The sequence below is a fragment of the Escherichia sp. WS1118 genome (assembly GCF_046487695.1).
GTDB lineage: Bacteria > Pseudomonadota > Gammaproteobacteria > Enterobacterales > Enterobacteriaceae > Escherichia > Escherichia coli.
Window position 1 is genome coordinate 229,321 of the sequence record NZ_JBJQIZ010000001.1, and the last position, 13,584, is coordinate 242,904.

The following is a 13,584-nucleotide window of genomic DNA, read 5'->3' on the forward strand; positions in this document are numbered from 1 at the left end:
CCTGACTACTGACGATTCGGGCAATGCAGGCGGGTCATCTCGCCTTCTCTGCCCCCGGGTGAAACTAGCGTAACGCTGATGCTGACACATCCCGCCTGCGATGTCTGCATTCGGTTGACCTGCCAGTTAGCAGGTGGCGAAATCGCGCGCAGTTGCGTTTGCTGCCAGCCATGCCGCCAGAGCTGTTGGTACTGGTTTCTGCTGGCAAGACTGTTCATTAATGTTCGCTGGAAACCCGATAACGCAGTGACAATCATCACCATCAACACCATCGCCAACATTACCTCCGGCAGACTAAAGCCTTGTTGATTCCTCAGGGAAGCTGACATAACGCCCTCTCTTTCAGCGGACAAAAATCGCTCCAGCCGCGTGGCGAAAAAACAATGTTTCCATCGATGACTTCGCCTGTTCGCCACAACGAAACGCCTTCATAACCAGCAATCAATAAGGCTTCATTATCTGCCAGTAAACGCAGACAAACCCGGGCACCGGTGGCAGCATACAGTAAGCACTGAACTGCGGGCTGCGTCTGCCAGGAGTGCATTTTTCCCCACTCCAGCGCCGACTGAACGATGGCCTGGCGGCGCAATGACTGACTTTCCATGCTCACGCGAGAAGCAAAACTGCGATCCTGCTGACTCATTCCTTGCAATAGCAAGCTACCCAAAATCAGCAGCATCAGGACCAGAGCCAGTGACGAAACTCCCTTTTCGCGGTTCACAGGTTGGCTCCTGTCACGCTATAGCTGGCATCCACCACGGTTTGCGGATCAGCCTTGCTGGCAGCGTGTATATTAACCGTCAACACCGGCGAGAAGCCGCTGACATCCTGACGTACGACCTGAAAAGTGTCGATAATGATGGCATCCGGATTAGTGACTTTATCCCAGCCCTTACCTTCACAGGATGTCGCACCGCGTAGCGTTTCCAGCACATGCTCCTTCAGACGAAATCCAATCTGGTCGGACTCTTTTACCGGTTCGCGATCCCAGATACCGTTACTGTTCGCATCCCACTGCACAATGACACAGTCACCCTGTCCGACAATTTCCAGCCCTTCGCCCGTACAGCTGCCATGGCAATAACCCGCCCTCTGGAGATGCTTCGCGACGGTAAATACCCGCAGCCAGATTTCATCTTCCAGCGCCAGTTTACGGGTGCTCGTTAAACTTTCACGCTGTAACGCAGGCAGAAAGCGTGCAGCCCCCAGCAACAATACGCTACTGATCGCCATAGCAATCAACACTTCCAGCAGAGAAAAACCTTGCTCTTTTACAGGCATCCTTCTGTTTCTCCTTGCTGACAAAGCCGGAGTCTTCCCCACGGCGAAACCACTAGCCACCACTCGCCCGTTGAGTTTTTGAAGCGAATATGCCCAGCCCATGCGGTATTGCGCAGGCCAAAGAAAGCAAGCGAAGGTGTCAGGTCGCTCATTTCGACTTCGGGCCAGCGCGGCACAAAGACCAATGGTGAACTGCCATGACAGGTATTCGCCCCAGCAACGGAACTCACAAGGCACCATAACGTCCCCTCCCTGATAAGACTGATACTGTGGTCGCGGTTATGCCAGTTGGCATCTTCACGTAAATAGAGCAAATAGTCCCGCGCCTGGCTGGCGGTTTGCCAAAGCCGTTGCGACTGCTGCCAGTATTGCCAGCCATAGAGCCCACTTGCGCTTAGCATGACCAGAATAAGCATCGCGACCAGCGTTTCAATCAGCGTATAACCACGTTGTGTTTTCATGCCGGCAGTATGGAGCGAGGAGAAAAAAAGACGAGGGCCAGTTTCTATTTCTTCGGCGCATCTTCCGGACTATTTACGCCGTTGCAGGACGTTGCAAAATTTCGGGAAGGTGTCTCGAAGAATTTAACGGAGGGCAAAAAAAACCGACGCACACTGGCGTCGGCTCTGGCAGGATGTTTCGTAATTAGATAGCCACCGGCGCTTTAATGCCCGGATGTGGATCGTATCCTTCAATCTCAAAGTCTTCGAAACGGTAGTCGAAGATGGATTCGGGTTTACGTTTGATAATCAACTTCGGCAGCGGACGCGGTTCGCGGCTTAATTGCAGATGAGTTTGATCCATATGGTTGCTGTAGAGATGCGTGTCGCCACCGGTCCAGACAAAATCACCCACTTCCAGATCGCACTGCTGCGCCATCATATGCACCAGTAACGCGTAGCTGGCAATGTTGAACGGCAGGCCGAGGAAGACGTCACAGGAGCGCTGATAAAGCTGGCAAGAGAGTTTGCCGTCTGCCACATAGAACTGGAAGAATGCATGGCACGGTGCCAGCGCCATTTTATCCAGTTCGCCTACGTTCCACGCTGAAACAATAATGCGGCGGGAATCCGGGTCGTTTTTCAGCTGGTTCAGTACCGTAGTGATCTGGTCAATATGACGACCATCCGGCGTTGGCCAGGCGCGCCACTGTTTACCATACACTGGCCCGAGGTCGCCGTTTTCATCGGCCCATTCGTCCCAGATGGTGACATTGTTTTCGTGTAGATAAGCAATGTTAGTGTCGCCCTGCAGGAACCACAGCAGTTCGTGGATGATGGAACGCAGGTGGCAACGTTTAGTTGTCACCAGCGGGAATCCATCCTGCAGGTTAAAACGCATCTGATGACCAAAAATGGAAAGCGTTCCGGTTCCGGTACGGTCGTTTTTCTGTGTGCCTTCGTCGAGCACTTTTTGCATCAGTTCTAAATACTGTTTCATGGTTCCTCAGGAAACGTGTTGCTGTGGGCTGCGACGATATGCCCAGACCATCATGATCACACCCGCGACAATCATCGGGATGGAAAGAATTTGCCCCATGCTGATGTACTGCACCCAGGCACCAGTAAACTGCGCGTCGGGCTGGCGGAAAAACTCAACAATGATGCGAAACGCGCCGTAACCAATCAGGAACAAGCCTGAGACAGCTCCCATTGGGCGCGGTTTACGAATATACAGGTTGAGGATAATAAACAGCACCACACCTTCCAGCAGCAGCTCGTAAAGCTGTGATGGGTGGCGCGGCAGCACACCGTAAGTGTCGAAAATGGATTGCCACTGCGGGTTGGTTTGCAGCAGCAAAATATCTTCTGTACGGGAGCCAGGGAACAGCATGGCAAACGGGAAGTTCGGGTCAACGCGGCCCCACAATTCACCGTTAATAAAGTTGCCCAGACGCCCGGCACCAAGACCAAACGGAATGAGTGGGGCAATAAAATCAGAGACCTGGAAGAAGGAACGTTTAGTACGGCGGGCGAAGATAATCATCACCACGATAACGCCAATCAGGCCGCCGTGGAAGGACATGCCGCCGTCCCATACACGGAAAAGATACAGCGGATCGGCCATAAACTGCGGGAAATTGTAGAACAGAACATAACCAATACGTCCACCGAGGAAGACGCCGAGGAAGCCCGCATAGAGTAAGTTTTCAACTTCATTTTTGGTCCAGCCACTGCCCGGACGATTCGCCCGTCGTGTTGCCAGCCACATTGCAAAAATGAAACCCACCAGATACATCAGTCCGTACCAGTGAAGCGCCACGGGTCCTATTGAGAAAATGACCGGATCAAACTCCGGAAAATGCAGATAGCTACTGGTCATCTGTCACCACAAGTTCTTGTTATTTCGCTGAAAGAGAACAGCGATTGAAATGCGCGCCGCAGGTTTCAGGCGCTCCAAAGGTGCGAATAATAGCACAAGGGGACCTGGCTGGTTGCCGGATACCGTTAAAAGATATGTATATGATCCGCGCTATAACCCCCCGCGAATCAGCCCGCCCATGCCGCGACGCTCCATAAAGGCAGCAACCTGATGGCGAACTTCGGTCGCCAGTTGCGCTTCCAGACTACGCTGCGCAAGATTTTCTGCTTCAGCAAAATCAATGCGCCGCAGCAGGTATTTTACGCGCGCTACAGAACGTCCGTTCATAGACAGATGGCGATACCCAAGCCCAATGAGGATTGCCACGCACATGGGATCGCCCGCCATTTCACCGCACAAACGGAGATCGATTCCATGTATTTCCGCTTCCCGGGCGATCATCGCCAGAGCTCGTAACATTGCAGGATGAAGACTGTCATAAATGTTCGCCACCCGGGTATTGTTGCGATCAACGGCCAGGATGTATTGAGTCAGATCGTTGGTGCCAACAGAGATGAAATCGACCCGCTTTGCCAGATGCGGCAGCATAAATACCATTGACGGCACTTCCAGCATGATGCCGATACGTGGTTTGGGAATTTCGTAACCGATCATCTCCTCGACTTCACGTCCGGCACGTTCAATCAGGCGGCGTGCTTCGTCAACTTCATCGAGGCTTGTGACCATCGGCAACAGAATATTCAGGTTGCCCGTAGCGGCATTAGCACGCAGCATCGCCCGCACCTGGATCAAGAAGATCTCCGGCTGATCGAGCGTAATGCGAATCCCACGCCAACCCAGGCATGGATTCTCTTCGCTGATCGGCATGTAAGGCAGCTGCTTATCTGCTCCGACATCCAGCGTACGCAAGGTGACGGGTTTATCATTAAACATTTGCAGCATCCCCTGATACTGCGCCACCTGTTCTTCTTCCGACGGAAAACCACTTTGCAGCATGAATGGGATTTCAGTGCGATAAAGTCCTATGCCATCAATACGGCTGCCCAGTTTTTCTTCATGTTCCGGGCTTAAACCGGCATTGAGCATGACTTTAATGCGTTCGCCGCTTTTTAACTGGGCGGGTAAATTGACGTCATCTTCCGCCAGACGGCTAAGCTCGATCTCTTCACTAATTAGCCGCTGATATTCTTGCAGCAGTACCGGTTCCGGATCGACCAGCAATTCACCGCGATAACCATCGACGATCAGCGTCCGACGATGCAGTACCGAAGGCTGAATATCCGCGCCCATCACGGTAGGTATCCCCAGCGCACGTACCATGATCGCAGCATGGGAGTTGGCAGCGCCATCGCGCACGACAACACCGACTAAGCGATCCTGGGGCAGCTCAGCAAGCGTTGTCGCTGACAGTTCATCTGCCACCAGAATGAAACGTTCCGGCCAGGCGTTCGGCCCTTGATTAGCGTCATCAAGATGAAACAGCAATCGCTGACCCAGCGCACGTAAATCGCCAGCCCGCTCTTTGAGATAGTTATCGCTTAGCGCGGCAAACTGTTCGGCAAATTTTTCAATGACCGTTTTTACCGCCCACTCTGCCACCGAGCCTTTATCAACCTCGGCAAACAATTCGCGACGCAGCCGGGTATCCGAAAGCAGGTGTGAGTAAAGATCGAAAATAGCCGCCGTTTCTTTTTGTGCACCGGCAGCAAAGCGTTTGCTATAGCGGCGAAACTCGTTAGCCGCCTCTTCCAACGCCCCGGTCAGTCGTTCGCGTTCCAGAGCCGGATCCAGCGTTGATGCCTGATACACCTGTTCCATTAAAGGTAACGTGGCATCCTGCCAGCCTTCGGCAATCGCCACACCAGGTGCTGCCGGTAATGCACGGATTCGCGTCTGGCGATATTGCCCAAACAAGGCAGTCAACTGCGACTGAGAAAGAATAGCTGCCATCTGGGTGGCAAGCGTCACCAGGAAGGATTCTTCACTTTCGTCATACTGGCGCAACTCTCGTTGCTGTACCACCAGTACACCAAGCAACTGGCGACGTTGAATAATTGGTACGCCTAAAAACGCGCGGAAACGTTCTTCTTTTACGGAGGGGATGTATTTGAAGCTGGGGTGCTTTTGCGCATCTGCAAGGTTTATCGGTTCCGCCAGCCTGCCAACCAGGCCGACGATCCCTTCATCAAACGCGAGCGTTACAGTGCGACCGCGTGGTTTTTTCAGTCCCCGGGTCGCCATCAGGTAGTAACAACGTCGATCATGATCGGCCAGGTAGACCGAACAGACCTCGGTATCCATCGCAAGACAGATGTCGGTAACCAGAATATTTAACGCCTCATTCAGGCGTGGTGCGCTGGCTACCTTTTCGACTATTTCGCGCAGGCGAGTGAGCATAATTGGCGTGACTTAACCTCTTTTACGTCGATAAGCAGATGCGTTTTGTGGTTTTGGCGTATTTTCCTGCAGTGACATCACCACACTCGCGAACTCTTTCATTACCCTACGGTAGACATCACGTTTAAATGACACCACCTGTCTGACTGGATACCAGTAACTTACCCATCGCCAGCCGTCAAACTCTGGTGTACTGCTGGTTTGCATATTGATTTCTGCATCGCCGCTCACCAGCTGCAAGAGAAACCATTTTTGTTTTTGGCCGATACAAACCGGCTTCGTGTCCCAACGCACCAAACGTTTCGGTAATTTGTAGCGCAACCAGTTACGCGTTGAAGCAAGGATTCGAACGTCTTTGCGGCTTAATCCTACTTCTTCAAACAATTCACGGTACATCGCCTGCTCTGCGGATTCTCCGGGGTTGATTCCGCCTTGCGGAAATTGCCAGGAGTGCTGACCAAATCGCCGGGCCCACATTACCTGCCCCTGGCGATTACAAATCACGATACCTACGTTTGGGCGGTAGCCATCGTCATCAATCACCGGACTACCTCAAAATAAAGCTTTATATACGAATGATTGTTTCATACTCCAGGAAGACGGTAAACCACTCTCTGCAGGGCATTACACACTAATAACAATTGAATAACTCACAGTTATGTGCAGAGTTATAAACAGAGGAAGGGGTGGATAGCCGTTTTTATTCACCTTTTCTGTGGATAGAGTTGTGAAGAACTACGGAATTACTACGGGAAAACCCGGAGCATTCTGAATAAGACAGATACAGAGATTTTAAAATATTCATTATCAGTCAATGCATTACATGTGATTTGAGTAATAAAAAAGAGTAATTCGTGACCCAGGTCACACCTCTCATTTACGTGTTGGCGAAAGATCAACCAATGCCGTATTTATCCACAGAATGTGCCACTAAGTTAAGCACTGAACCACTAAAAACTGGAGTTTCGTCGCACGTCAAGGCTGTAAATGGAAACAGTAGTGGAGGTTTTTCACAGTTATCCCAGCTTTCTGTGGATAACATGGTGTAAGATCCTGTTTATTTTCAGTGACCAGATTTGGAAAACCCGTTGCAGTGTTGCGCAACTCGTTTACCGGCAACCTAAAAAGCAATATAAATCAGAGAATTGAACAACGCATGTGGAAAAAGTTACACTGCGAATATTCAGCACATAATTGCTGTTTGTTTTTTAACCAAGGTATCATGACATGTCCCAACCTCGCCCACTGCTCTCTCCTCCCGAAACTGAAGAACAATTGTTAGCGCAAGCACAACAACTTTCTGGTTATACATTGGGAGAACTGGCGGCACTTGCCGGGCTGGTTACGCCGGAGAATTTAAAACGCGATAAGGGCTGGATTGGCGTGTTACTGGAGATCTGGCTAGGTGCCAGCGCAGGGAGTAAACCTGAGCAAGATTTTGCTGCTCTGGGCGTGGAACTTAAAACTATCCCTGTGGATAGTCTTGGTCGTCCGCTGGAAACAACATTCGTTTGTGTTGCCCCGTTAACGGGCAATAGCGGGGTGACCTGGGAAACCAGCCACGTGCGCCACAAGCTCAAACGCGTGCTGTGGATACCGGTTGAAGGCGAGCGCAGCATCCCGCTGGCAAAGCGTCGCGTAGGATCACCGTTGCTGTGGAGCCCGAATGAAGAGGAAGACCGACAGTTACGCGAAGACTGGGAAGAATTAATGGATATGATTGTTCTCGGTCAGATTGAGCGGATCACCGCTCGTCACGGGGAATATTTACAGATACGACCGAAAGCAGCGAATGCGAAAGCGCTGACCGAAGCTATTGGTGCCCGGGGCGAACGGATTCTGACGCTGCCGCGCGGATTTTATTTGAAGAAGAATTTCACCAGTGCGCTACTGGCCCGTCATTTTCTGATCCAGTAGCCATCGCTTTGACCTGCCGCTTTCCGGGCATATAATTACCGCTTCATTTTTTTGGCAGGGCTTTTTAGATGTTATTTGCATGGATAACCGATCCTAACGCCTGGCTTGCGCTCGGTACACTGACGCTGCTGGAGATCGTTCTTGGGATCGACAATATTATTTTCCTTTCTCTGGTGGTGGCAAAGCTTCCCACAGCACAACGTGCTCATGCGCGCCGTCTGGGGTTGGCGGGAGCCATGGTCATGCGTCTGGCGCTGCTGGCATCCATCGCCTGGGTTACGCGCCTGACGAATCCGCTTTTTACAATATTCAGTCAGGAAATTTCCGCCCGTGATTTGATCCTGCTTCTGGGTGGCTTGTTCCTTATCTGGAAAGCCAGCAAGGAAATCCACGAATCCATCGAAGGTGAAGAAGAAGGGCTGAAAACACGCGTTTCATCATTCCTCGGCGCTATCGTGCAGATTATGCTGCTGGATATTATCTTCAGCCTCGACTCGGTGATTACCGCTGTGGGTCTGTCAGATCACCTGTTTATTATGATGGCTGCCGTGGTGATTGCCGTAGGCGTGATGATGTTCGCCGCGCGCTCGATTGGTGATTTTGTCGAGCGCCATCCTTCGGTAAAAATGCTGGCGCTCTCTTTCCTGATTCTGGTGGGCTTTACCCTGATTCTGGAAAGTTTCGACATCCACGTACCGAAAGGTTACATCTACTTCGCGATGTTCTTCTCTATTGCGGTTGAAAGCCTCAACCTGATTCGCAACAAAAAGAATCCGCTCTGATACTCCGTACGCTCTCCTGCGGGAGGGCGTACTCACTCCTGTTACCCTCACAGTTTAAGATTTTCCTGCTTTCAAGATATATAACGTCGGTTTATAAACAGACTATTATCATAGGTGGGCCAAATGAGGATAACCGGATGAAAAAATGGGCAGTAATAATTTCTGCAGTCGGACTGGCGTTTGCTGTTTCCGGGTGTTCCAGTGATTACGTCATGGCGACCAAAGATGGCCGTATGATTTTGACCGATGGAAAACCTGAAATTGATGATGATACCGGGCTGGTGAGTTATCACGATCAGCAAGGTAACGCGATGCAAATTAACCGTGATGATGTTTCGCAAATTATTGAACGTTAACAAATAAGGTCAGCATCCGGCTGGCCTTAAGATTTTTCTCTTTCCCTTTTCCCTTCCCTCTGCCATTTTTATATTCCTTATGTCGTGATTATAAAAAGGAAACGGCTATGCAATATCACCGTATACCCCACAGTTCGCTGGAAGTCAGCACGCTGGGGCTTGGCACGATGACGTTTGGTGAACAGAACAGCGAAGCCGACGCCCACGCACAACTCGACTATGCCGTCGCTCAGGGCATTAACCTTATCGACGTTGCCGAAATGTACCCAGTACCTCCGCGCCCCGAAACTCAAGGGCTAACCGAAACCTACGTCGGCAACTGGCTGGCGAAACATGGCTGCCGCGAAAAGTTAATTATCGCCTCCAAAGTGAGCGGACCGTCGCGCAATAATGACAAAGGCATCCGCCCGGATCAGGCGCTGGATCGGAAGAATATCCGCGAAGCGCTGCATGACAGCCTCAAGCGTCTGCAGACTGATTACCTCGATCTCTATCAGGTGCACTGGCCGCAGCGCCCAACCAACTGCTTCGGCAAACTCGGTTATAGCTGGACAGATTCTGCGCCTGCGGTTTCGCTGCTGGATACGCTGGACGCACTGGCAGAGTACCAACGCGCGGGAAAAATTCGTTATATCGGCGTGTCGAACGAAACTGCATTTGGCGTAATGCGCTACCTGCATCTGGCGGACAAACACGATCTGCCGCGTATTGTCACCATTCAGAACCCCTACAGCCTGTTAAACCGCAGTTTTGAAGTAGGTCTGGCAGAAGTCAGCCAGTATGAAGGGGTCGAACTGCTGGCCTATTCGTGCCTGGGTTTCGGCACACTGACCGGGAAATATCTCAATGGTGCAAAACCCGCTGGCGCACGTAATACGCTCTTTAGTAGGTTCACCCGCTATAGCGGTGAGCAAACGCAAAAAGCCGTCGCGGCGTATGTTGATATCGCCAGACGTCATGGCCTGGACCCTGCTCAGATGGCGCTCGCATTTGTACGCCGTCAACCGTTTGTTGCCAGCACTCTGCTGGGCGCAACCACGATGGGGCAGCTGAAAACTAACGTCGAAAGTTTGCATCTGGAGTTGAGCGAAGACGTATTAGCTGAAATTGAAGCGGTGCATCAGGTTTATACTTATCCGGCACCATAAGATTAACGCCGGTTAAAACCGGCGTTAAATATTAATGACGGCGCTGCCAGATCCACAGCGCCGTTATTGCCAGCGCAAACAGCGCACCAAAGCCAATGCCAATGGGCACGACCGGGATGCCTACCATTACCGCCAGCGAGTAAATGCCCAGCATCAACAACATGGCGCTGTTTTCGCCAAGGTTTTGTACTGCAATCGCATTCCCCGCCCCGACGCTTTTTTTACCCCGCTCCTGTAGCAACGCATTGAGCGGAACGACAAAAAAGCCCCCCAGCACGCCAATCAGCATCAACAAAGCATAGGCTGGCAGCAGCTCGTGTTGCAGGGAGAAAATCAGTACCACCACGCCAATCAAAATCCCGGCTGGCATACAGCGTGACACGGTTTCCAGCGTAACTAACTTCGCTGCCGCACCTGCACCAACCACGATACCAATCGCTACCATCGCGTTGAGATAGGTCGGCGTAGCGTTATCGGTAATACCCAGCGCCACCGGTACCCACAGCACCAACAGGAAACGCAGCGTGACACCCGCTCCCCAGAATAAACTGGTGCCCACCAGCGAAAAACGCGTTTCACCATTGCGCCATAGCGAGGTGCAGGCATTCAGGAAACTGCGGGTCATGCTGATGAGATTCCAGGACTGCCCCGGACGCGCCGCCGCCAGTTTGGGAATGTAGATATTGGCAACGACCGCGCCACCGTAGGCCAGTGCGCATGCGGCCAGGGCAACCAGAATATGCCAGTCAGCCAGAACACCACCAGCTACGGAACCGAGCAAAATCGCCGCTATGGTAGACGCTTCCATTAAACCGTTAGCTTTTACTAACTTACTACCCGTGGTTAATTCGCCGAGAATACCGTATTTCGCCGGTGAATAGGCTGCAGCACCAACACCCACCAACGTATAGCCGAGAAACGGATTGATACCAAAGCAGATACTGGCTGCGCCCAGTAGCTTCAGGCCGTTGGCAAACATCATCACCCGGCCTTTGGCGAAGCTATCCGCCACCTGCCCGACAAACGGCGCAAAAAGAATGTAAGCACCTACAAACACCATTTGCAGGATGGGCTGGCTCCACTCCGGATAGAACTGCGCTTTCAGTAACGCCAGAGTGGCAAACAGTAGCGCATTATCGCCAAACGCAGAGAGAAACTGCGCCACGATAACCGCTTTCATCCCCTTCGACCACAACGAAGTGTTAGTGTGCACTGACTCACTCATCGTGTTGTTCCGCTTCGTCTACCCAGCTTTTCAAAGTGACAAAGTCAGGTTTGCCGCTGCCAAGTAATGGCATCTGTTTCAGATAGCGAATATCGCGCGGTACAGCAAGCTCCGGCACGCCGTGCTCGCGGGCATACTGTTGCAACTTATCGCGCGTCAGTTCGTTATCTGTGGTGAAAAGCACCAGTGCCTCGCCTTTGCTGGCATCGCTCTTAATCGCAGTGGCATGGACTTTATCTGGCGAAACACCAAGTGCCAGTTGTTCCACCATTTCCAGCGACACCATTTCGCCTGCAATTTTGGCAAAGCGTTTTGCGCGGCCCTGAATCTGCACAAAGCCCTGCTCATCAAAACGCACGATATCGCCAGTGTCATACCAGCCGCGCTCCATTTCGCCGCGAACATTCTCGGCGGTGGGCACTTCCAGTACACCAGGCTTCTCCACCCGCAGATAGCCGTTCATTATGTTCGGCCCTTTCAGTTGCAGGCGTCCGCCCTCTTCGATACCTGGAACTGACAACAGGCGCGCATCCATTCCAGGTAGAATACGCCCTACCGTACCGGGTTTCGCCGCCATCGGTACGTTGATAGAAACGACAGGCGCGCATTCGGTCACACCGTAGCCTTCAAGGATGCGCAGGCCAAATTTATCCTGCCAAAGCTGTTTAGTACTTTCTTGTAGTTTTTCTGCGCCTGCCACCACATAGCGTAGACGATAGAAGTCATACGGGTTGGCAAAGCGCGCGTAGTGACCGAGGAAAGTCGAGGTACCGAACAACACGGTGCAACTGCGGTCATACACCAACTCCGGCACAATGCGGTAATGCAGCGGGCTTGGATAAAGGAACACTTCTGCACCTGTGAGCAGTGGCGTAAACAGGCCTACCGTCAGCCCAAAGGAGTGAAACAGCGGTAACGCCGACATAAAGCGATCGTTGGTGGTGAAGTCGGCAATCGTTTTAATCTGCTCGACATTCGCCAGAATGCTTTTATGGCTATGGACGACGCCTTTCGGATGGCCTTCAGAACCGGAGGTAAAAAGGATCAGCGCCTCTTCTTCCGGCTGCTGTTTAACCTGTGCCAGACGCGGCATCAGCAAATGAGCGAAGATCCATACTTTGTCGGCAGTGGTGACATCTGCTTTTAAATCTTCCAGATAGACCCAGCGCACCTGAGTAAGTTGCTCCGGCAGATGCCAGAGTTTGCCTTTATCGAGAAACTGACGGGAAGTGAAAATGGTTTTGATTTCAGCCGCCGTAATAGCACTGGTCAACCCTTTTACCCCGGCGGTGTAGTTCATCATTGCGGGAATGCGGCGACGGGCGATGGCCCCAAAAATCACTGCAGCACTGATGCCTGCATTGGGCAGCATTAAGCCGATGCGTTCGCCTTCAACACTGTATTTTTCAAGGATGCGTCCAACAAACAGCGTTTTCGTAAGCAATTTGCGATAGGAGTCCGGGGTAAAGTTAACGTCTTCGACACATTTCTTCCCGGCTCCGAAGCGGTACATTGCGCTCAGTAAAGATTCGTACAGCGTTTCACGCGGGCGCACCGCCATACGCGCTTCCATCATTATTTGATGCAGCATTTCGCCAGCGATTTTGCGACGGTCACGGGCACGCGGCGCATCCGGCATCTCCACCTGCGTTGGTGGCAAAATATGCAGAGTAATTTGCGGGAACAAGCGACGTTTAACCAGACCTTTCAGGCGGCTGAAGTGCGTAAGTTCCGCCCCTTCAATACGCACAGGAATAACCGTTGCACCAGACTTCGCCGCGACAAATCCCGCGCCATCGTAGATTTTCATCAGCGAGCCAGTGGTGGTGATGCGTCCTTCAGGGAAAATCACCACTGGTCGTCCCTGTTCCACCAGACGTACCAGATGTTTAATCGCCATAGGTTGCGTCGGGTCGAGAGGAACAAAGTCGATAAATGATTTCAGCCAACGCATATACCACTGTTGGCTTATTGAGGTGTAAACGGCAAATACCGGACGTACGGGTAAAAACAATGCCAGCAGTATGCCATCAATAAAAGAGACGTGATTAGGCGTAATTAGAACGCGCTCGCCCTTCAGTGCCTTGGTGTCACCCGTAACGCGAACGCGATACAAAACACGGCACAAATTTCGAAAAAAGCTAAAAAGCATTCCA

Annotated in this window: 15 protein-coding genes; 4 read left to right on the forward strand and 11 right to left on the reverse strand. The window is 51.9% G+C overall.

Annotation, left to right across the window (positions count from 1 at the left end; all coding sequences use genetic code 11):
• Positions 1–5: 5 nt before the first annotated feature.
• The 9 genes from ACJHYO_RS01105 to ygdT form a co-directional block, all read right to left on the reverse strand.
• The gene (locus ACJHYO_RS01105; protein WP_001276486.1) at positions 6–329 is read right to left on the reverse strand and encodes a prepilin-type N-terminal cleavage/methylation domain-containing protein; all 324 of its coding nucleotides are present in this window, start codon (positions 327–329) and stop codon (positions 6–8) included.
• Positions 314–721, reverse strand: a complete 408-nt coding sequence (locus ACJHYO_RS01110) for a DUF2509 family protein (protein WP_001078373.1) — start codon at positions 719–721, stop codon at positions 314–316. Before ACJHYO_RS01110 ends, ACJHYO_RS01105 begins: the two co-directional genes overlap by 16 nt.
• Positions 718–1,281 (reverse strand): prepilin peptidase-dependent protein, encoded by a 564-nt coding sequence (locus ACJHYO_RS01115; protein WP_001144329.1) that lies wholly within the window; start codon positions 1,279–1,281, stop codon positions 718–720. The genes ACJHYO_RS01110 and ACJHYO_RS01115 overlap by 4 nt, the downstream gene beginning before the upstream one ends.
• On the reverse strand, positions 1,272–1,742 hold the full coding sequence (locus ACJHYO_RS01120; RefSeq protein WP_000857041.1) for a prepilin peptidase-dependent protein: 471 nt from the start codon (positions 1,740–1,742) through the stop codon (positions 1,272–1,274). The genes ACJHYO_RS01115 and ACJHYO_RS01120 overlap by 10 nt, the downstream gene beginning before the upstream one ends.
• Positions 1,743–1,926: 184 nt before the next feature.
• A complete protein-coding gene (gene thyA, locus ACJHYO_RS01125) occupies positions 1,927–2,721 on the reverse strand; it encodes a thymidylate synthase (protein ID WP_000816232.1) in 795 nt (264 codons plus the stop codon).
• Positions 2,722–2,727: 6 nt separating this feature from the next.
• Complete coding sequence (gene lgt / locus ACJHYO_RS01130) at positions 2,728–3,603, reverse strand: prolipoprotein diacylglyceryl transferase (protein ID WP_000204658.1); 876 nt, start codon at positions 3,601–3,603, stop codon at positions 2,728–2,730.
• A 150-nt stretch (positions 3,604–3,753) separates the two neighbouring features.
• Positions 3,754–6,000, reverse strand: a complete 2,247-nt coding sequence (gene ptsP / locus ACJHYO_RS01135; protein ID WP_000957911.1) for a phosphoenolpyruvate--protein phosphotransferase — start codon at positions 5,998–6,000, stop codon at positions 3,754–3,756.
• Positions 6,001–6,012: 12 nt separating this feature from the next.
• Positions 6,013–6,543 carry an RNA pyrophosphohydrolase gene (gene rppH, locus ACJHYO_RS01140; RefSeq protein ID WP_000564489.1) on the reverse strand — a complete coding sequence of 177 codons (531 nt, stop codon included), beginning with the start codon at positions 6,541–6,543 and terminating at the stop codon, positions 6,013–6,015.
• Between the two features lie 352 nt (positions 6,544–6,895).
• Positions 6,896–7,042, reverse strand: a complete 147-nt coding sequence (ygdT, locus tag ACJHYO_RS01145) for a protein YgdT (RefSeq protein WP_000953278.1) — start codon at positions 7,040–7,042, stop codon at positions 6,896–6,898.
• A gap of 185 nt (positions 7,043–7,227) precedes the next feature.
• Here ygdT and mutH point away from each other — a divergent pair, with 185 nt between their 5' ends.
• From mutH to ACJHYO_RS01165, 4 genes are all read left to right on the forward strand, one after another.
• Positions 7,228–7,917: a DNA mismatch repair endonuclease MutH gene (gene mutH / locus ACJHYO_RS01150; RefSeq protein WP_000082183.1), complete on the forward strand. Its 690-nt coding sequence runs from the start codon at positions 7,228–7,230 to the stop codon at positions 7,915–7,917.
• 68 nt (positions 7,918–7,985) lie between these two features.
• Positions 7,986–8,699 (forward strand): TerC family protein, encoded by a 714-nt coding sequence (locus tag ACJHYO_RS01155; protein ID WP_000895624.1) that lies wholly within the window; start codon positions 7,986–7,988, stop codon positions 8,697–8,699.
• Positions 8,700–8,836: 137 nt separating this feature from the next.
• Positions 8,837–9,055 (forward strand): lipoprotein YgdR, encoded by a 219-nt coding sequence (ygdR, locus tag ACJHYO_RS01160; protein WP_000758655.1) that lies wholly within the window; start codon positions 8,837–8,839, stop codon positions 9,053–9,055.
• A 107-nt stretch (positions 9,056–9,162) separates the two neighbouring features.
• Positions 9,163–10,203 (forward strand): NADP(H)-dependent aldo-keto reductase, encoded by a 1,041-nt coding sequence (locus ACJHYO_RS01165; RefSeq protein ID WP_085455514.1) that lies wholly within the window; start codon positions 9,163–9,165, stop codon positions 10,201–10,203.
• 31 nt (positions 10,204–10,234) lie between these two features.
• Here ACJHYO_RS01165 and lplT read toward each other — a convergent pair whose 3' ends face one another.
• Positions 10,235–11,428 (reverse strand): lysophospholipid transporter LplT, encoded by a 1,194-nt coding sequence (gene lplT, locus ACJHYO_RS01170; RefSeq protein ID WP_000004599.1) that lies wholly within the window; start codon positions 11,426–11,428, stop codon positions 10,235–10,237.
• Complete coding sequence (gene aas, locus ACJHYO_RS01175) at positions 11,421–13,580, reverse strand: bifunctional acyl-ACP--phospholipid O-acyltransferase/long-chain-fatty-acid--ACP ligase (protein ID WP_000899026.1); 2,160 nt, start codon at positions 13,578–13,580, stop codon at positions 11,421–11,423. Before aas ends, lplT begins: the two co-directional genes overlap by 8 nt.
• Positions 13,581–13,584: the final 4 nt, after the last annotated feature.